16 protein-coding genes and 1 tRNA gene are annotated in these 18,442 nt (G+C 33.2%); 14 read left to right on the forward strand and 3 right to left on the reverse strand.

Features of this window, described 5'->3' with window-relative positions; translation table 11 throughout:
- Positions 1 to 61: 61 nt before the first annotated feature.
- From BN863_RS05815 to BN863_RS05835, 5 genes are all read left to right on the forward strand, one after another.
- Positions 62 to 604: an AAA family ATPase gene (locus tag BN863_RS05815; protein WP_038528456.1), complete on the forward strand. Its 543-nt coding sequence runs from the start codon at positions 62 to 64 to the stop codon at positions 602 to 604.
- On the forward strand, positions 605 to 2,518 hold the full coding sequence (locus tag BN863_RS05820; protein ID WP_038528458.1) for a RecQ family ATP-dependent DNA helicase: 1,914 nt from the start codon (positions 605 to 607) through the stop codon (positions 2,516 to 2,518).
- A gap of 40 nt (positions 2,519 to 2,558) precedes the next feature.
- On the forward strand, positions 2,559 to 3,506 hold the full coding sequence (fmt, locus tag BN863_RS05825; RefSeq protein WP_038528460.1) for a methionyl-tRNA formyltransferase: 948 nt from the start codon (positions 2,559 to 2,561) through the stop codon (positions 3,504 to 3,506).
- Between the two features lie 187 nt (positions 3,507 to 3,693).
- A complete protein-coding gene (locus BN863_RS05830; RefSeq protein ID WP_038533243.1) occupies positions 3,694 to 3,966 on the forward strand; it encodes an HU family DNA-binding protein in 273 nt (90 codons plus the stop codon).
- A gap of 123 nt (positions 3,967 to 4,089) precedes the next feature.
- Positions 4,090 to 4,650 carry a YqgE/AlgH family protein gene (locus BN863_RS05835; RefSeq protein ID WP_038528463.1) on the forward strand — a complete coding sequence of 187 codons (561 nt, stop codon included), beginning with the start codon at positions 4,090 to 4,092 and terminating at the stop codon, positions 4,648 to 4,650.
- Here BN863_RS05835 and BN863_RS05840 read toward each other — a convergent pair.
- Together BN863_RS05840 and BN863_RS05845 are read right to left on the reverse strand one after the other, a co-directional pair.
- Positions 4,647 to 5,489: an aminotransferase class IV gene (locus BN863_RS05840; protein WP_038528465.1), complete on the reverse strand. Its 843-nt coding sequence runs from the start codon at positions 5,487 to 5,489 to the stop codon at positions 4,647 to 4,649. The genes BN863_RS05835 and BN863_RS05840 overlap by 4 nt on opposite strands.
- Positions 5,490 to 5,545: 56 nt before the next feature.
- Positions 5,546 to 5,932, reverse strand: a complete 387-nt coding sequence (locus tag BN863_RS05845) for an START-like domain-containing protein (protein WP_038528468.1) — start codon at positions 5,930 to 5,932, stop codon at positions 5,546 to 5,548.
- A gap of 135 nt (positions 5,933 to 6,067) precedes the next feature.
- Between BN863_RS05845 and BN863_RS05850 the strand changes: the two genes are divergently transcribed.
- From BN863_RS05850 to BN863_RS05860, 3 genes are all read left to right on the forward strand, one after another.
- Positions 6,068 to 6,141, forward strand: a tRNA-Met gene (locus tag BN863_RS05850).
- A 434-nt stretch (positions 6,142 to 6,575) separates the two neighbouring features.
- Positions 6,576 to 7,241: a 3,4-dihydroxy-2-butanone-4-phosphate synthase gene (ribB, locus tag BN863_RS05855; protein ID WP_038528470.1), complete on the forward strand. Its 666-nt coding sequence runs from the start codon at positions 6,576 to 6,578 to the stop codon at positions 7,239 to 7,241.
- Positions 7,238 to 7,813 carry a Crp/Fnr family transcriptional regulator gene (locus tag BN863_RS05860; protein ID WP_038528473.1) on the forward strand — a complete coding sequence of 192 codons (576 nt, stop codon included), beginning with the start codon at positions 7,238 to 7,240 and terminating at the stop codon, positions 7,811 to 7,813. Before ribB ends, BN863_RS05860 begins: the two co-directional genes overlap by 4 nt.
- A 260-nt stretch (positions 7,814 to 8,073) precedes the next feature.
- Here BN863_RS05860 and BN863_RS05865 read toward each other — a convergent pair whose 3' ends face one another.
- The gene (locus BN863_RS05865) at positions 8,074 to 10,452 is read right to left on the reverse strand and encodes an arylsulfatase (RefSeq protein WP_038528476.1); all 2,379 of its coding nucleotides are present in this window, start codon (positions 10,450 to 10,452) and stop codon (positions 8,074 to 8,076) included.
- 212 nt (positions 10,453 to 10,664) lie between these two features.
- Here BN863_RS05865 and BN863_RS05870 point away from each other — a divergent pair, with 212 nt between their 5' ends.
- From BN863_RS05870 to BN863_RS05895, 6 genes are all read left to right on the forward strand, one after another.
- Positions 10,665 to 12,284, forward strand: coding sequence for a tetratricopeptide repeat protein (locus BN863_RS05870; protein WP_038528479.1), 1,620 nt, complete (start codon positions 10,665 to 10,667; stop codon positions 12,282 to 12,284).
- 333 nt (positions 12,285 to 12,617) lie between these two features.
- On the forward strand, positions 12,618 to 12,857 hold the full coding sequence (locus BN863_RS05875) for a hypothetical protein (RefSeq protein ID WP_038528481.1): 240 nt from the start codon (positions 12,618 to 12,620) through the stop codon (positions 12,855 to 12,857).
- 231 nt (positions 12,858 to 13,088) lie between these two features.
- Positions 13,089 to 14,159, forward strand: a complete 1,071-nt coding sequence (locus BN863_RS05880) for a SphA family protein (protein ID WP_051774562.1) — start codon at positions 13,089 to 13,091, stop codon at positions 14,157 to 14,159.
- 37 nt (positions 14,160 to 14,196) lie between these two features.
- The gene (locus BN863_RS05885; RefSeq protein WP_051774564.1) at positions 14,197 to 15,654 is read left to right on the forward strand and encodes an arylsulfatase; all 1,458 of its coding nucleotides are present in this window, start codon (positions 14,197 to 14,199) and stop codon (positions 15,652 to 15,654) included.
- A gap of 55 nt (positions 15,655 to 15,709) precedes the next feature.
- Positions 15,710 to 17,293, forward strand: a complete 1,584-nt coding sequence (locus BN863_RS05890) for a DUF1254 domain-containing protein (RefSeq protein ID WP_084817479.1) — start codon at positions 15,710 to 15,712, stop codon at positions 17,291 to 17,293.
- A gap of 83 nt (positions 17,294 to 17,376) precedes the next feature.
- Positions 17,377 to 18,411, forward strand: a complete 1,035-nt coding sequence (locus BN863_RS05895) for a bestrophin family protein (RefSeq protein ID WP_038528484.1) — start codon at positions 17,377 to 17,379, stop codon at positions 18,409 to 18,411.
- Positions 18,412 to 18,442: the final 31 nt, after the last annotated feature.

Consider the following 18,442-nt stretch of genomic DNA (forward strand, 5'->3'; position numbering starts at 1 on the left):
TTCGCTAGCATTTTTTATTTCTGATTAAAATCACGAATTTTACAACCAAAACCTTGCCAAATTGAAGACGAAGAAAATTGTAATAACAGGAGGTCCCGGAACAGGAAAGTCATCTATTATTAATGAATTACAGAAAAAAGGGTACTCATGTTTAGAAGAAATATCTAGGCAAGTCACGCTGCAGGCCAGAGAAGAAGGGATAGAACAGATGTTTTTAACCGAACCCTTATTATTTAGCGAACGCCTTTTAAAAGGAAGAAAAGCTCAGTTTTACGAAGCAAATACTAGCATTCAACCTTGTGTTTTTTTAGATAGAGGCGTACACGACGTTTTGGCATACATGGATTTTATTGGTGATAAATATCCCGAAACGTTTAAAAACGTATGCGATTCTTTAGCATACGACCATATTTTTATTTTAAAACCGTGGAAAGAAATTTATAAAAGTGATGCTGTGCGTTACGAAAATTTTGAACAAGCGTTACAAATTCATGAATGTCTAGTAAATACTTACGAAGGGTTTAATTATACTTTAATTGATGTACCTTTTGATACCGTTGAAAATAGAGCCGATTATATTTTAAATGAAATAAAAACGCTGTAAATGCAGCATCCTGTAAAGATATTAGAGCAGTATTGGAATTTTACAGAATTTCGACCGTTTCAAGAAGATGCTATTCAAGCAGCTCTTGATGGGGAAGATGTTTTTGTTTTAATGCCTACTGGAGGCGGAAAATCGATGTGTTTTCAAATTCCAGCATTAGCTAAAGAGGGGATTTGTATTGTAATATCTCCGCTTGTTGCACTTATGAAAAATCAAGTGCAAGTATTACAGGATAAAGGCATCAAGGCAATGGCATTAACTAGCGGGCTTTCATACAGTCAGCTAGACACTATGCTAGATAATTGCATTTACGGGAAGTATAAATTCTTGTACATTTCTCCAGAACGTTTACAACAGGAATTGGTACAAGAACGCATTAGGCAAATGAATGTAAATTTAATTGCTATAGACGAAGCGCATTGTATTTCGCAATGGGGAAATGATTTTAGACCGGCTTATAAAAATATTACCATTTTACGCGAATTGCACCCTATGGTAAATTGTATGGCATTAACAGCATCGGCAACACCTTTGGTGGTCGAAGATATTGTTACAGAACTCGATTTTCTTAAGCCTAAAATTTTTAAACAATCTTTTTTTAGACCAAATTTAGCCTATATGGTATTTCATGAAGATGATAAATATTATCGGATTGAAACCATTTTAAGAAAGTATTCCAATTCGTCTATTATATATGTAAGAAGCCGAAAACTAACCTTAGAGATTGCTAATTTTTTAGAAAAAAAAGGTATAAAAGCATCATCTTTTCATGGCGGATTAAGTAATGCTGAAAAAGATGAACGTTTAAACGATTGGCTAGCTAATAAAATGCAAGTTATGGTGGCTACCAACGCGTTTGGAATGGGTATTGACAAGCCTGATGTTAAAACGGTAATTCATCTTAACTTACCAGAAAGTTTAGAAAGTTATTTTCAAGAAGCAGGTCGTGCTGGCCGAAATGGGGAAAAAGCATTTGCTGTAATATTGAAAAATAAAAGCGATGACGAACTCGTTAAAAATCAGTTTTTAGATGTTTTACCGAGTATAGATTTTATTAAGCAAGTTTATAGGAAACTTTCAAATTTTTGTCAGATTTCTTACGGAGAAGGTGCATTAACAACTCACGATTTTAATTTTAATCAGTTTTGTAAAGCTTATAAATTTAATGGCGTTTTGGCATATAATGCACTTCAAATTTTAGACCGAACAAGTATAATTACTTTAACAAAACAATTTCAGAATAAGACATTGGTGCAATTTGTTATTTCTAACGCAGCGTTGTTTCATTATTTAGATACGCACACCGAGTTGCAACTTATTGTAAAGTCGTTATTAAGGACTTATGGAGGAATTTTTGAACATGCAACCAAAATAAATACAACCTTAGTTTCAGAAAAAGCATCCATTCAAGAACAGGTATTAATGCGAGCGTTAAATACTTTAGAGAAAGATGAAATTATTGTCTTACAACAAACAAAAACCGATGCGCAAGTAACGTTTATAGAGCCAAGAGAAGACGATAAAACAATAAATAGAATTGCAAATGTTATTGAACAGCAAAATAGTTTAAAACGCAAACAAGTACAAAGTGTCTTAGATTATGTAGATAATGATAGCGTTTGTAAAACAATTCAATTATTAAATTATTTTGGAGAGAAAGATGTAAAACCTTGTGGTGTATGTTCGGTTTGTATTGGAGCAGTAAAGACTTTAAAAAAGCCGAACCCCATAGATTTTACAGTTTTAAGAAAACAAATTATTATGCACTTAGAACACGGTGATTTAACATCGAGAGCATTAGCTTCTGCTGTAAATTGTACAGAAGCCGATGTATTAAGTGTGTTAAAATTATTATTAGAGCATCAAATTATTTCCATCACCAAAACAAATACGTATAAATTATATCATACTTAAACATAGTTTTAAGACGATGTCATTTCAAAATATATAAAAAATGAAACCATTAAATATTGTATTCATGGGAACGCCAGATTTTGCGGTTTCCACTTTAAAAATATTAGTAGAAAATAACTGTAATATAGTAGGAGTAATTACAGCTCCAGATAAACCAGCAGGTCGCGGACGAAAATTAAACGAAAGTGCTGTAAAACAATATGCCGTATCTCAAGATTTAAAGATATTACAGCCAACAAATTTAAAAGATGAAGCTTTTTTAGATGAGTTAAAAGCACTAAACGCGAATTTAAATGTTGTTGTTGCGTTTAGAATGTTACCGAAAGTGGTTTGGGATATGCCAGAATTAGGTACTTTTAATTTACATGCGTCACTACTTCCAAACTATAGAGGTGCCGCGCCAATTAATTGGGCGATTATTAATGGTGAAACAAAAACTGGAGTGTCTACATTCTTTATCGATGAAGAAATTGACACTGGTGAAATGATTCAGCAAGAAGAAATAGAAATTGGAGCAAACGAAAATGCAGGACAATTACATGATAAATTAATGCATTTAGGAAGCGAGTTAGTTTTAAAGACCGTAAAAGAGTTAGAAAAAGGTCCCGTTAAAACGACGCCGCAAATAGAAAATTCAAATTTAAAAACTGCATATAAACTTAACAGAGACAATTGCAAAATAGATTGGTCGGCTTCAATTACAGATATTCATAATAAAATTCGAGGCTTGAGTCCGTATCCAGCGGCGTGGTGTGTATTAGAAAATGGAGAAGAAGCTTTAGATGTTAAAATTTATGAAGCGACTATGGAAGATGAAGCACATGATTTTGAAATTGGTTCTATTCAGAATACTAAAAAAGAGATTAAGGTTGCTGTAGAAAACGGATTTATAAATATTGGTTTTATGAAACTTCCTGGAAAACGAAACATGGCAGCAAAAGACCTCTTAAATGGGTATGAATTTAAAACAGGGGCAAAAATGCTGTAAACCCTTATTATAGCTCGTTTTAGCAAAAAAACGATGAAATGCATATGCGTTATCAACAAATGGACGAAGTTATTAACAAATAGGCGTGTTTCCCTTGCTATAACTTGCGTAGTTGACTAATCCGTATAAATTTGTAATAGGATTTAAAAGTTTAACCAACGATTTATTAATAATTAAAATTAAAATTATGAACAAAACAGATTTAATCGATGCAATGGCAGAACAAGCTGGCATTTCAAAAGCAGCAGCTAAAAAAGCATTAGAAGGAGCACTTACAGAAATAGGAAGCGCTTTAAAAGACGGTAAAAGAGTTTCTTTAGTAGGATTTGGTTCTTTTTCAGTTTCTGAAAGAGCAGCAAGAGAAGGAAGAAACCCACAAACAGGAAAAACAATTCAAATTGCAGCAAAAAATGTTGTAAAGTTTAAAGCAGGTTCTGAATTATCAGGTGCTGTAAACTAATTAGTTACTCCATACATCATATCTAAAGCCTTCTATTTATAGAAGGCTTTTTTATTATATTTTAATCAAATATTGGATTTTAACAAAAATAATATTAGATTTAGTTATAAATTCCTATGAAATATGATTACAATTAAACCAAAAAAGGGTAATTTGTTAATCGCAGAACCATCTATTATAGGAGATGTGTCCTTTAATCGATCAATAGTTTTGTTGGCAGATTATACAACAGATGGCTCTATAGGTTTTATTTTAAATAAGCCTTTAGATTACACAATTAAAGACCTAATTCCAGAACTAGACGCCCATTTTAAAGTGTATAATGGCGGACCAGTAGAGCATGATAATCTGTATTTTATTCATAAAGTACCAGAATTAATTCCAGACAGCATTGAGATTTCCTTAGGTATTTACTGGGGTGGCGATTTTAATGTGGTTGCAGATCTTATTGCAAATAAAGAAATAGAAGAAAAAGATATTAGATTCTTTTTAGGCTATTCTGGATGGGATAGTAACCAATTAGACGAAGAATTAAATGTTAATTCTTGGGTCGTTACAGAAAATGTATACCAAAAAGATATAATCGAAAAGGATTATGAATCGTTTTGGAAAGAAAAAATGCTAGAATTTGGTGGCGAATATAGTATTTGGTCTAATGCACCCGAAAATCCGAGTTATAATTAACTCAATCTTATTTTTACATTTAATTTCTGTATAAGTAGTTTTGAAACCGTACTTGTAAATGTCTTCTTGCGGTATTTCGAAACGGGTTGAATTCCCACAATTGCGTTACTAATAAAGATTTCATCAGCCTTTTGAAGCTCAAATGCAGAAATCGATTCTTCAATCAATTCGTATTCTGGAATCTCAGTAATGATTTCAATAAGTTGCTTGCGCATAATTCCTTTTAAGCATCCATCGCTTAGTGGGGCAGTTTTAATAACATTGCCTTTAACCACAAATACATTTCCATTTAAAGCCTCTACAACGTTTTTATTTGTATTAAGAGTTAAACAGTTGTGTAAATTATTTTCTTTAGCATAGATGCTTCCAACAACGTTTAATACTTTATTATTGGTCTTTAATGTAGATAGTAGGCTAGGAGAGATGTAATAATCTTTAAATAAATCTACTTCATAATGATCTTCAGAAACTAAATAAAAATCGCTATTTAAAGGTTTTACATCAATTATAAAACTATTGTCATTTGTGTCAGGTAAATATAATCCACCTTCATTTCTAAATACAGTAAGTTTAACGCGAGCAGAAGCATCGGTTAACCCATTTGCTGCTAGTGTGTTTTTAATTTCGCTTTCAAGAAATTCCATATTAAAATGCATTGGAATTTCCATACGTAAAATACGCATAGAAGCCATTAGTCTAAAGTAATGGTCTTCCCAAAACAAGATTTTTCCATAAGAAGTTTTTATGGTTTCAAAAAGCGCATCACCGTAGGCGAACCCTCTATTGTTTGAACTTAATATTGATTTACTATCTTGAATTGTACCGTTAAAATTAATCATAAAAAATGCCCGAAATAGATTTCGGGCAAATATACTTTAAAATATGTAAAAATCGATTATGCTGAGCCTAAGACCTGTTTTAAATCTGAAATTTGGTTTTCCCAAAGCATTTTGGTTTCATCTATTTCATCTTCTTCAGAAAAATCGACAACGATTAGAGAAACATCTTTAGTAATTTCATCGACTTGAATACGAAGTTCGAAGAAATAAGGATCGTCTTCGTCGTGTAACCATCTGAATTTTATGCGTTCACCACTTTTTTTACTTAATACTTTAGCTTGCTCTTCTGCGCCATCCCAAATAAATTTGAAAAGCTCACCTCTAGAGTTTACGTTATCGGCAAACCATTCAGATAATCCTGAAGGGGTAGAAATATAAGTGTATAATAGGGCTGGTGATGCTTTTATCGGAAATTCAAGTTCGAATTTTATTTTATCTTCCATGTGTTCAATCAAAAAATTATTGGCTCAATATATACATTAATTACATACTTTCTAGATAAATTAAATAAAAAATAATTTTTAGTAAAAATGTTTGTGTACTTTGAAATAGTTGTTATATTTGCACCCTCAAAATATGGCGAGGTAGCTCAGTTGGTTAGAGCGTTGGATTCATAACCCAGAGGTCACGAGTTCAAATCTCGTTCTCGCTACTAGATTTTATAAGGCTTCACAGAAATGTGAAGCCTTTCTTTTTTTTATATATTACAGAATACGACCTTTTTTGATGTTGGTTTAAATAACGAATGTACTAATAACCGCTACTCACTTCACAATCTGATAAAAACTTCATTTAGAGAAAATTTGTGCTGTACAAAAGTCTTGAACACTATATCAAGGTTTACTTTTTCCTGGATATTTTTTTATTCGGAATTTCTTTATAGATATAATTGAGGAATTCTAGATTTTACAAGAAATTGATTTCAGTACTATGCAATGAATAAAATAAAAATTGAGATTTTATGGTATTCAAATTAAATTCAGTACTAGGGTATAAAACAAAAGTTGTTTTTTATTTATTGACATAAATCAAATAGTTTAACCTGAGACAACACTAGTTTTGCAGTTAATTAAATAATATTTTAAAATGCTACTCACAGAATTAGATACAGTACATACGGTTGAAAACGATAGTCAGGAACGAATAGAACAGGCATTAATACATCTTCAAAATGGACATGGAATTATCTTAATGGATGATGAGGACCGAGAAAATGAAGGCGATTTAGTATTCTCTGCACACAGTATGACAAACGCAGAAATGGCGCTAATGATTAGAGCATGCAGTGGTATTGTATGTCTTTGTTTAACGAATGAAAAAGCAGACTTACTTGAGTTGCCTTATATGGTAACGGAAAACACAAGTAGTTTTCAAACACCTTTCACCATTTCTATAGAAGCTAAAGAAGGTGTAACTACAGGTGTTTCGGCTAAAGATAGATTAACAACAATTCAAGTGGCATCGCATGAGAATGCAACAAGCAAAGATTTAGCAAAACCAGGACATATATTCCCGTTACGTGCTAAAAATAATGGAGTGCTTGACAGAAAAGGACATACGGAGGGTAGCGTAGATTTAATGAAATTAGCTGGCCTAAAACCCGAAGCAGTATTGTGTGAATTGATGAACGACGACGGCACAATGGCGAAAAATGAAACGATTACAGATTTTGCAAATGAACACGATTTGATGATCCTCACCATACAAGATATTATTCATTATCGTAAATTTGTAAGAGATTATATCTCATGACAAACTATATAGAGCTCACCAATTTTATAAAAAAGAATATCGATATTGATGATGCAGATTTAAAAATCGTATTACCTTATTTTAAAACCATAAAAAAAAGTAAAAATGACATTTTACTTTCTAATGGAAAAAATAGTCAGGCTAGTTATTTTGTGAAAAAAGGGTGTTTAAGACTTTTTTATATTGATGAAAATGGGAAAGATATAACACGTTATATTGCATTTGAAAATCAGTTTGCTACAGAACTTGTTAGTTTTATAACGAATAATCCTGCACTAGAATCCATACAAGTAATCGAAAATAGTGAATTGTTATATATTACCCACGACGATTTTAGACATCTCATGACGATTATTCCCAAATGGAAAGATTTTTATAGTATTTATTTAGAAAAGGCATATGTTAATAATTCGAAAAGACTAAACTCTTATACCACGTTAGATGCATCAGAGCGATACAAGCAATTGTTTAAAATTAACCCAAACATTGTTAAACGTCTTCCTAACAAAATAGTTGCTTCTTATATCAATATTTCACAAGAAACTTTGAGTCGGATAAAATCTAAAATCTGACTTAAAAATGGGACTAATTTTTTTCGAACTGCTGCCTATACTTAATATTGTAACATGTTTATTATAAAGACACATGTTTTGTCATATCAAAAAACAGTCTGATATTTAGGATGGTTTTAATGTGTTTTATCTCACTTAGATCTACTATACGATAACGGTTATTTTAACTTCATACAAATGCTAAAAAAGAATAGTCTATGTTCCCTAAACAGAAAACATAGACTATTTTAAAAATGCGTATTAAAGATAATGACTAAAATTTATTTATTAGGATACCAAATTTTTGAAGTCCCCATCGTTCCATTAAAATCGAATGGCGCTTCATCGTAATAATCTATTGAAACAGGCGAACCTAAATCACTACCAAAATCAAGACAATCATTTGCTGTAAAAGCAAAAGGCACAGTAATAGGTATTTGTCCCTTTGCAACCTCTTTACCATTTACCATAAGACTAATATTCATTGGAGAACCTGATTTCTCTGCTGTTAATCTTGATACAACCTCTATTTTAACATCGCCAGTAGGTAATTTTGTTTTAGACTTAATATGCGTTCTTTTTATTTCGAACATATTGTATTCATAACATAAATAACCATCTTTTATATAGCAAGATAGTCCACCAGAAAAACCTCCAAGTGCATATAAAACCCCATTAGCATTGTCTGGAACAGTAATCTCCATACTTACATTGTTATTAAATTTTCCTAGTTTAGGCGCTGTAAATTCTGGCATACGTTCAATTCTTCCACTAAACGTCCAGTCTGTATATGGTGTTGCCGGAGCATCTTCGGGATGATAAATAATAGACCATAAGCCGCCTCCAATAGGTAAGTTTTTATTCTTTGCAGATTCAACTAAGAACATGTTTTTCATTTCGGCTAGCTTCTCGGGATTTTTTTTGGCTAAATCGTTAGCTTGACTCCAGTCTTCATTTATATTGTAAAGTTCCCAAGTATCTTCTTCTGGATTCCAAGTCGCAGCTCCTGCAGGTAAACCTGGTACCCACGGATTTCTTAGACCAAAGGCCGAAGCAAACCATCCGTCGTAGTAAAGTCCACGACTTCCCATAATATCAAAGAATTGAATTTTACGTGTGCCTTCTGCTTTAGCATTAGCAAACGTGTAGTCCATGCTCACACCGTTAATTGGGTCTTGAGGAAAACCATTCACAACAAGCGGAGCTTCAATATTTACAGCTTCATAAATTGTTGGCACAATATCGATAACATGATGAAATTGTGGTCTAGGAGTCTTATCGTGCTTAATGTTTTTAGGCCATGAGACAGCCAACGGCTGACGTGTACCACCAAAGTGGGCAGCAACTAGTTTTGTAGATTTGTATGGCGTAGAACCAGCCCATGCCCAACCTGCGTTATACATGTTATCCGTTTTAGGCGAGCCCAAAACATCTAAACCTCCAAGCTCTTCTAAAGCATCAATATGTTGTTTAATGGTACTCGGGATGCTGTTTTGTGCTAGTAATTCGCTAATTGTTCCATTCTGTCCTTCTGCCGAAGATCCATTATCTCCCCAGATATAAAATATAAGTGTATTATCTAGTTTCCCTTGTCTTTCAATTTCATCAATAAGCAAACCAACATTGTAATCGGTATGTTCTGCAAAACCAGCAAAAACTTCCATTAACCTACTTTGAAACGCTCTTTCATCTTTAGGTATGTCGTTCCAACCTGCCATTGTTTCATTTCTTTCTGTCAATTTCGCGTCTTGAGGAATCCATCCCAATTCTTTTTGTTTCTTAAAGGCACGTTTGCGATATTCATCCCAACCGTCATCAAATTTACCTTTGTATTTATCGGCCCATTCTTTAGCCACATGGTGTGGACCATGCACTGCACCTGGTGCCCAATACATTAAAAATGGCTTGTCTGGAGCAAATGCTTGTTGTTCTCTTAACCAACGAATAGCATCTTCTGTAATATCTTCGGTAAGATGATAATAATCATGGCCTTGAGTTGTTTTTGGATGTTCTACAACTGTAGTGTTACGCACCATATGCGGCTCGTACTGTGAGGCTTCACCAGCTAAAAATCCGTAAAAATATTCGAAACCATAGCCTGTAGGCCAATAATCAAAAGGACCTTTAGAGGTTGTAAGTTCTGCAGGTGTATTATGCCATTTTCCGAATGCACTTGTATTATAACCGTAATTTTTTAAGACTTCGGCAACGGTGGCTGCATTTTTAGGAATGGTCCCACTAAATCCATCCCAATCGTTGGCTATTTCAGCAATTTGGCCGTTTCCAATCATGGTATGATTTCTTCCAGTAAGTAGTGACGCACGAGTTGGAGAACACATAGCGGTTGAGTGAAATCGGTTATAAGATATCCCTTGATTTGCAACTCTACTTAAATTTGAAGTGTTTATTTCTCCTCCATAAGTAGATGGTGTAGCTGGTCCAGCGTCATCAATTAATATTATTAATATGTTAGGTGCGTCTTTGTCAAGACGCTGTTTGTCTACTCGTTTTTTATAAGTAGAGGTTTGCATGGTAAGACCTGCTTCACTTGCCGATGGTGTTGGAGGAAAGGGCAATACATCTTGCGCCTGAACAAAACCAACAGTTCCAATCAAAATAAAACAGCTTAGACATTTTAGAATGGTTTGCTTAGTTTTCATTGAGTTTAAAAGTTTGTAATTAGTATAGAATATACCAAACTTAGTCAAGAACACTATAATATATAAGTGTAATACCGTTACTTAACGGTTAAACGACGAGGGAAAAATATCATTTAAAAAGTAGGCATATCTATGAATTAATAAGTGAAGTTTTTGTTATATTTGGAATAAGGACAGAAATTAAATGTTTTTTTGTCCATAAAGCTCCCTTAATGTTACCAATTTTAAATACAACTTTAGTAGACTCGGAACCCGAGATTTTAGATGAATTGAATCTTATTTTATCTAGTGATTTGTTTGCTCGTTCTTCAGTACTTTCAAAATTTTTAAAATTTATAGTTGAAGAAACTCTAGCTGGACGTACCAATGGTTTAAAAGAGTATACTATAGCCGTAAATGGATTGGGAAAGTCTTTAGATTTTAATCCACAAATAGATGCGATTATTAGAATTCATGCGGGAAGGTTAAGACGTTCTTTAAACGAATATTATGTTGGGTCAGGTAAAAATGATCGAATTAAAATAGAAGTAATTAAAGGTACGTATATTCCCGTTTTTAGGTCTAATGTTATTAATAAGCCTGATGAGGTTTTACAAAAAAAGAGTAAACCTATTGAGTTTTCGCGATCAAAACTTACCCTTGCCGTACTCCCTTTCCGGAATTTATGTCCAGATAAAGAGTATCAATTTTTTGTAGAAGGATTTGGAGAAGAGCTAACGCGTATCTTTAGCTCAGAATCTAATATTGCTGTTGTAGCACATCATTCTGCCCGTAAATATGCATCTATAGAAGAAGATATTCGTATAATTGGCGCAGACTTAGGTGCTCATTATTTAATAAATGGTTCTGTAAAACGTTCTAATACAGAAATTCGCGTAAGTGTAGGGCTCGTTGAAACCTTAAACGGCATGCTAATTTGGTCTAAAGATTACTCTCATGTACTTGAAAAAGAGAAAATTTTCGATATTCAAGATCAAATTAATAATGAAGTTTTTTCGATTTTAAGTGGTCATTATGGTTTCATAATTAGAGATTCAATAGCAGATAAACATGATAAGATGGATCAAAATTTAAACAGTTTTGATGCCGTGTTTTGGAATTACCACGCACAAATGTCGCATAGTATTGAAGCTTGTAAAACGAGTAGAAAAGCGCTTGAAGATGCATTAGCTAACGATATCAATAACGTTATGTGTATGGTAATGCTTGCCGATTTATATCTTAATTTACATTTACTTGGCTATCCTAATATTGATGATCCTGTAAATGAAGCCTACCGCCTTATTAAAAAGGCTATTAAGTTTGCTCCACGTTCTCAGCGCGCTCATTTGGCGTTTGGTTGGGTAAATATTTGTTTAGGTGAAAAAGAGAAAGCTATACAGTCTTTAAAATACAGTTTGAAATTAGGCCCTTTATCAGCATCGACACGCGGCGATATCGGGTTTTCATTAATTTGTGCCGGAGAGTATAAACAATCTTATAGTTTACTTTTACAGGCACTGGAACTTAATCCATATTGCCCGTGGTGGTATTTTATGGGATTTTTCTTTATACATTTTAATAATGAAAACTATGAAGAAGCATTACAATCTGCTAATAATATGAATGCTTCCGAAGATGTATTTCTAAATCCGTTATTAACTGCTGCTGCTAAAGGGCAAATGGGACTGGTCTTAGAAGCGCAAACAGAAGTGAACCTATTACAACAAAAATTTCAGCCAATTCTTGAAAATCTTAGAATGCACTTAGAATTTATTGTGTTAGATCATAATCTAGTCGATAAAATTTTAACAGGAGTTAGAAAGGCAGGATTAGAAATAGTCTCAAAATAAACTTATATAGTATTATTATCCGTTATCAATTATTTACGATTTATAACCAAAATCAGGGATTAATCAAAATGTAAACGGCATTCATTGTGTTGTTGTTTATTATGTAGACCTTCACTGTATTGTCCCATCAAAGTCACCACAGTTTCCATGAATATATAATGTAATAAAGGTGTATTCTATAGTAAAATATGTCTTGTATCTGTTACATGTAATATTTAATCTTGTGGCTTCTATTTGCAATTTTACTTTTCCATTTAACCGTTAAGTAACCGTGTAACACTTATACTGAAGCAAAGTGTATCTTAAATTTACAGGTATAGAAACTAGATATTAATGCCTAATCATTTAAAATACATCTTTCAAGCCTTTCCAAATTTTAAGGAGAAAATTGAATTCATGTTTCACCACAATGAAAACTTTCATGATTTGTGTGAGGATTACTTGCTATGCATAAACAAGATATTAGAACTAAAGAAGGATAACAGTCATCATAGTATTCATATTCAAGAATATCAAGATATACAAAACGATTTAGAACGAGAAATTTTTCAAATTATTTCAAAGGCAGATTAGTTTAAAACTCTTAGAATTATTTTTTAATAAATCGTTTAAATTCAGTTGAATATTGAGTGCGGTTTTAGTTTCAATTATTTAAGATAATAGCTTTATGAATATTAGATATTTTAAATCGCCTCTTGTTTTTTACTTTGACCAAAACCTGAATAAATTCATTAACCATACAAATGGTTAATGAATTAGAAAACTCTTGACACGTTTTTATAAATAATTTTAAGACTTAAAGATATGACCTATTCAAAATATAAATTTACAAAATATAAAAAGCAAAATGGTTTAAGTTTTTTTAAACAATTATGTTTATTAGTCTTTATCATGACTTTCAATAATATTGTTCATAGTCAAAACTCTAAGAAATTCGTGTCTCCACTTCAAACTGGACATTATACACCAGGTTTTTTAAGTATTAGAGATTTCGCTGATCCAGCCCCAGCTAGTGGGATAATTGTATTAGATTATAATATATATCAATATGGAGATAAATTTTATAACTCAACCGGAGATCAATTAAATCAGATTGGTAATGTGAAATTAGACTCTAATCTGAAAGGTTATATTAATAACCCTTTTCTTTTGTATGCTTCTAAAAAGAAAATATTAGGTGCAACTTATTTTGGAGGTGTTTCAGTACCATACGTTACGGTCAATACTAATTTGGCATATTCTCGAATTGGAACTATAACAGGAGACGAAAAAAATGGAAATGTAAGTGGTAAAGTTTCTGGTTTTTCAGATTTAAATGTTTTACCTCTTTACTTGAGTTGGTCTAAATCTTCTTATAATATTACAGCAGGCTATATGTTTTATGCACCAACTGGTAAATTTGAGTTAGGTGGTGATGATAATACGGGGCTTGGATACTGGAGTAATATTTTTCAAACATTTGGATATTGGTATCCTCAAAAAATAGAAGATAAACCTTCTAAAGCTTTAGCTGTTATGTTGGGGGCAAGCTATGAATTAACTGGAAAAATTAAAGATTCAGACGTAAATATTGGTGATCGTTTCTCTTTAGATTATGGTATTGAACAATATTTAAATGAAAAATTTTCGGTAGGGATTTATGGAGGTAACAATTGGCAAGTCTCAAAAGACAAGGGAAGTCAGGTTTATTGGGATAATACTGTAAAAGATAGATTAGGTATTGTAGGTATACAGTTAGCCTATTGGCTATTACCTAATAGACTTCAAGCTGTTGGAAAATGGGGATTTAGTTACGGAGCTATAGAACGTTATCAGCAAAATTCAGTACAAATAAATCTAGTATTTATCACGGGAGCTTTAAGCAATAGCAATTAAATGACCCTCGTTACCTAACATTCTGATAATAATTATTATGAAAACACTAATCTGTAAATATTTTAAAGATAACTCAAGTTTGATTACTTCAGTGCTATTAGTACTAATTTCATCATTTGTATCTGCGCAAGATAAACCGAACATTGTATATATTTTAGTAGATAACGTTGGCTATGGCAATTTTGGAACTTACGGAGGTACGGTGGATACGCCTAATATTGATAAGTTAGCCAAAAGTGGTATACAGTTTAATAACTATAATGTTGAGGCACAATGTACACCAACTAGATCAGCTATTATGACAGGAAGGCATCCTGTTCGTTCAGGTACAACCTCAGTGCCCTTACCGGGAACGGGACTAGGCGGAATGTCTCCTTGGGAATATACTTTACCAGAACTACTTTCTGATGTTGGTTATGCTACGGCGCTGTTTGGTAAATGGCATTTAGGAGATCAGGAAGGTAGATTACCAAACAATCAAGGTTTTGATGAATGGTGGGGAATAAAAAATAGTTGGGATGAAGCTGGTTATACTACTTGGCCACTATTTAAAGAAAGTGGTATGGAAACGCCTATGATATGGGAAGGTAAGAAAGGGCAGAAATCTAAAGCAGTCATGCCTTTAAATCTAAAAATTAGACCAATCGTAGATAGAGATTATATCATACCTAAAACTGTGAATTACATTAAGAATAATGCAAAAAAGAAGACACCGTTCTTCGTTTATGTAGGGTATTCTGAAGCACATCCTCCGATAATAATTAACGAAGATTTTTCAGGAAAATCTACCAAACGAGGAGGAAAATGGGCAGATATGATTGCTGAGATGGATTTTCATGTTGGAGAAATTATTGATGCAGTGAAAGACACTGGTATTGAGAATAACACCATTTTCATATTCTGCAGTGATAATGCGAATGGGGGATTTGTACCACAGGATGGTCCGGGATCTAATGGACCATTTAGAGGTGATTTTGCAAACGTTCCTTTTGAAGGAAGCATGCGAGTTCCTGCAATAATAAGTTGGCCAGGAAAAGTACCTGCAGGTATTGTTACACAAGAGATTTTTGCCGCTGTAGACTGGTTGCCTACGATAGCAGGAATGATAGGGGAGCAGAAACATATACCCACAGATAGACCTATTGACGGTATTGATGCCTCTGCAATGATGTTAGGTAAAAGTAATATAACTGGTCGTGATAATTATATGTTCTTTGGTACAGACGGTGGATTACTATCCGTGAAATGGAAGGTTTATAAAACAATATTTAGATATACTGAAGGACCTGTATCTGCAGAGAAATCTTATATAAAACCTTCATTTCCTATGATTTATGATTTGAGTAGTGATCCACATGAAGACAATAACCTTATGACTTCAGATTTGACTGTTGGTTGGATTTTTGCTCCAAATGTTAAGATTATTGGTGCATACGAACACAGTCTAAAAGAATTTCCTAATATTAAGGTAGGTCAAGATTTTAAGGGGTACTAATTTCTAAAGCAAATATTTTTTTAAATAAGAACTAAAAACATAAAACTACACAACCATGAATTTAAAATTTAAATTACCAATTGCGCTTTGCTTTATCTCGCTATTAATTAGCGGTTGCGAAAAGTCTAAGGAGGGCAAGAAAATAGAAATTAAAGAGGACGTTACAAGTTCTATACAGTCTATAAAAGCAAAGTTTAATACAGATGTTCCAGAAAAAATACTAACACCAGATGTTGTCGATACAAGACTAGGAACTTTAAATTTCTTTGATGGATTACCATCAGAGGAAACCACCAAGAAAATGTTCGATAATTTAGATTTTATGAGGGGAGTCGAAACCTTTTTAAATGGAATTCCAGCAACTTCTATAGAAGGAATTCGTTTAGGATTGGAGGAATTGGGTGCTAATGAATCTAATAAAGTCGTAATTTTTGATGACCTTATGGATTCTAATCCGTTATTCTTAACTGGTAATACGAGCACAGTTTATGCCACTACATTTCTAAATTTAAAAGAAAATGGGCCCACGGTGGTTGAGGTTCCTGCTGGCTGTGGACCAGGTACTGTAAATGATGCCTATTTCAGATTTGTAGTAGATATGGGAGCGCCAGGACCAGATAGAGGTAAAGGCGGTAAATATCTAATTTTACCACCCGATTACGACGGAGAAATTCCGGAAGGATACTTTGTTTCAAAATCAACTAGTTATGTTAATTGGTTAATTTTAAGAGGTTTTTTAGTCAATGGAAAAACAGATGTGTCATCTAAAATGTATCGTGATGGATTAAGAATTTATCCGCTTAAGGATAAAGATAATCAGCCTGCAATGGAGTTTATAAATGCATCTAAAAAAATATTTAATACGATACATGCTAATAATTATGATTTTTATAAAGAATTAGGAGAAGTTATAGAGCGAGAACCTGTATCTTTTTTAGACCCTGAATTACGAGGTTTGTTTTCTAGTATAGGTATCCAAAAAGGATTGCCATTTAATCCAGATGCACGGATGAAAAACATTTTAGAAGATGCTGTAAAAGTTGGTAATGCAACAGCTCGAGCCATTGCTTTTAAAACTAGAGATAGTCTAGCATCTGTATTTAAAACAGGACATTGGGAGTCAGGGTTTATTGGTGGCGACTATAAATGGTTAAAGGATGAAGGTCGTGGAGGTCGTTACTTAGATGCAAGAACACGCTTCTTTTATTTTGCTACTGTAAACACGCCTGCTATGGTATTAAAAATGGTTGGTAAAGGATCGCAATATGCAATTTGTATGTTAGATTCTGAAGGCGACTACCTAGATGGGAATAAAAATTATTCACTTAATATACCTGCCGATGCTCCTGCAAAAGAATTTTGGTCTCTAGTTATGTATGATCCCCAAACGCGGTCGGAATTACAAACAAGTCAGGCACTGCCAAGTGTAAGTAGTCAAAGAACACCGCTGGTAGAGAACGAAGATGGCTCTGTAACTCTATATTTTGGAGCAACAAATAATGCGCCTAAAGGAAAAGAGGCAAATTGGTTACAATCAGTTCCAGGTAAAGGATTCTTTGTAATATTTAGATTATACGGTCCGTTGGACCCATGGTTTAACAAAACATGGCAACCGGGAGAATTCGAAGAATTATATTAACATTATAAAATTTACTAGGCGTATTCTAGCATCAGCTAGGGTTCGCCTTTTTATTTAAATGAGTAGATAAATAACTCAAAACTATGCTAATAAACAAAGGGATAAAATTTAAGAATTTTATGGTATGGAGTCTGCCGCACTATATTTTAATTTCCATTTTTATGGGGGCTATCACTTTGCTCTATCATTATAAAATAATAAGTGTAACAATACCTTGGTTACCAATTTCAGTTATTGGTACAGCAGTTGCTTTTTATGTTGGTTTTAAAAATAATCAAGCTTACGATAGACTATGGGAAGCCCGCAAAACGTGGGGAGGCATAATAAACGATAGTCGCTCTTGGGGAATGATGGTTGATGGTTTTGTAACCAATCAGTTTACAACTACTGATGCGACAGCAGACGAATTAAAATCTATAAAGAAACGATTAATATATAGGCACATTGCTTGGCTATATGCACATAGAAGTCAATTATTAATAAGTACCCCGTGGGAAGGAAGTAATCAACGAGGCTTTTTTAAAAAAAGAGCTAAATACCTTCAAAAAAAGTTTGGAATAGGATTGTTAGACGATGAAATAACAAAAACAGAGTTGCATCATTTTTTACCAGAGAACGAATATTCTCAGTTGGTGAATACTGTCAATACAGCTACTCAGATTATCAATCAGCAGTCTAAAGATTTAACGCTATTAAGAGAAGCAAGTATTATTGAAGATTTCAGGCATATGGAACTGACAAAAATTCTTCAGAATTTCTATACGTTACAAGGCAAAAATGAAAGAATTAAGAAGTTTCCTCTACCTAGACAATATGCAAATATGAGTAGGGTTTTTGTGTTTATATTTATTTTTCTAATTCCCTTTAGTATGACTCCCGAATTGATGAAAGCTGCAGATTGGTCTATATGGCTATCCATTCCATTATCAGCTTTAATTGGTTGGGTTTATAGAATGATGGAATTGGTTGGAGATTATTCAGAAAATCCATTTCAGAGTATTGCAACAGATATTCCAATGATGTCTATTTGTAGAACTATTGAAATTGATCTTAGAGAGATGTTAGGAGAAACAGATCTTCCTCTAGCTATAAATGCTAAGAAAGACGTGTTGATGTAAAAACAAGTAAGACAAGTTCTAAAATCTGGAT

Origin of the sequence: Formosa agariphila KMM 3901 (assembly GCF_000723205.1) — a bacterium.
GTDB classification, from domain to species: Bacteria; Bacteroidota; Bacteroidia; order Flavobacteriales; family Flavobacteriaceae; genus Formosa; species Formosa agariphila.

What these genes read in the sequence shown, in the direction of transcription:
- ribB (WP_038528470.1), top strand. Translation starts at nt 6,576, where the DNA reads ATGCTACTCACAGAATTAGATACAGTACATACGGTTGAAAACGATAGT.
- BN863_RS05820 (WP_038528458.1), top strand. Translation starts at nt 605, where the DNA reads ATGCAGCATCCTGTAAAGATATTAGAGCAGTATTGGAATTTTACAGAA.
- BN863_RS05880 (WP_051774562.1), top strand. Translation starts at nt 13,089, where the DNA reads ATGACCTATTCAAAATATAAATTTACAAAATATAAAAAGCAAAATGGT.
- BN863_RS05840 (WP_038528465.1), bottom strand. Translation starts at nt 5,489, where the DNA reads ATGATTAATTTTAACGGTACAATTCAAGATAGTAAATCAATATTAAGT.
- BN863_RS05885 (WP_051774564.1), top strand. Translation starts at nt 14,197, where the DNA reads ATGAAAACACTAATCTGTAAATATTTTAAAGATAACTCAAGTTTGATT.
- BN863_RS05835 (WP_038528463.1), top strand. Translation starts at nt 4,090, where the DNA reads ATGATTACAATTAAACCAAAAAAGGGTAATTTGTTAATCGCAGAACCA.
- BN863_RS05875 (WP_038528481.1), top strand. Translation starts at nt 12,618, where the DNA reads ATGCCTAATCATTTAAAATACATCTTTCAAGCCTTTCCAAATTTTAAG.
- BN863_RS05860 (WP_038528473.1), top strand. Translation starts at nt 7,238, where the DNA reads ATGACAAACTATATAGAGCTCACCAATTTTATAAAAAAGAATATCGAT.
- fmt (WP_038528460.1), top strand. Translation starts at nt 2,559, where the DNA reads ATGAAACCATTAAATATTGTATTCATGGGAACGCCAGATTTTGCGGTT.
- BN863_RS05890 (WP_084817479.1), top strand. Translation starts at nt 15,710, where the DNA reads ATGAATTTAAAATTTAAATTACCAATTGCGCTTTGCTTTATCTCGCTA.
- BN863_RS05845 (WP_038528468.1), bottom strand. Translation starts at nt 5,932, where the DNA reads ATGGAAGATAAAATAAAATTCGAACTTGAATTTCCGATAAAAGCATCA.
- BN863_RS05895 (WP_038528484.1), top strand. Translation starts at nt 17,377, where the DNA reads ATGCTAATAAACAAAGGGATAAAATTTAAGAATTTTATGGTATGGAGT.
- BN863_RS05865 (WP_038528476.1), bottom strand. Translation starts at nt 10,452, where the DNA reads ATGAAAACTAAGCAAACCATTCTAAAATGTCTAAGCTGTTTTATTTTG.
- BN863_RS05830 (WP_038533243.1), top strand. Translation starts at nt 3,694, where the DNA reads ATGAACAAAACAGATTTAATCGATGCAATGGCAGAACAAGCTGGCATT.
- BN863_RS05870 (WP_038528479.1), top strand. Translation starts at nt 10,665, where the DNA reads ATGTTACCAATTTTAAATACAACTTTAGTAGACTCGGAACCCGAGATT.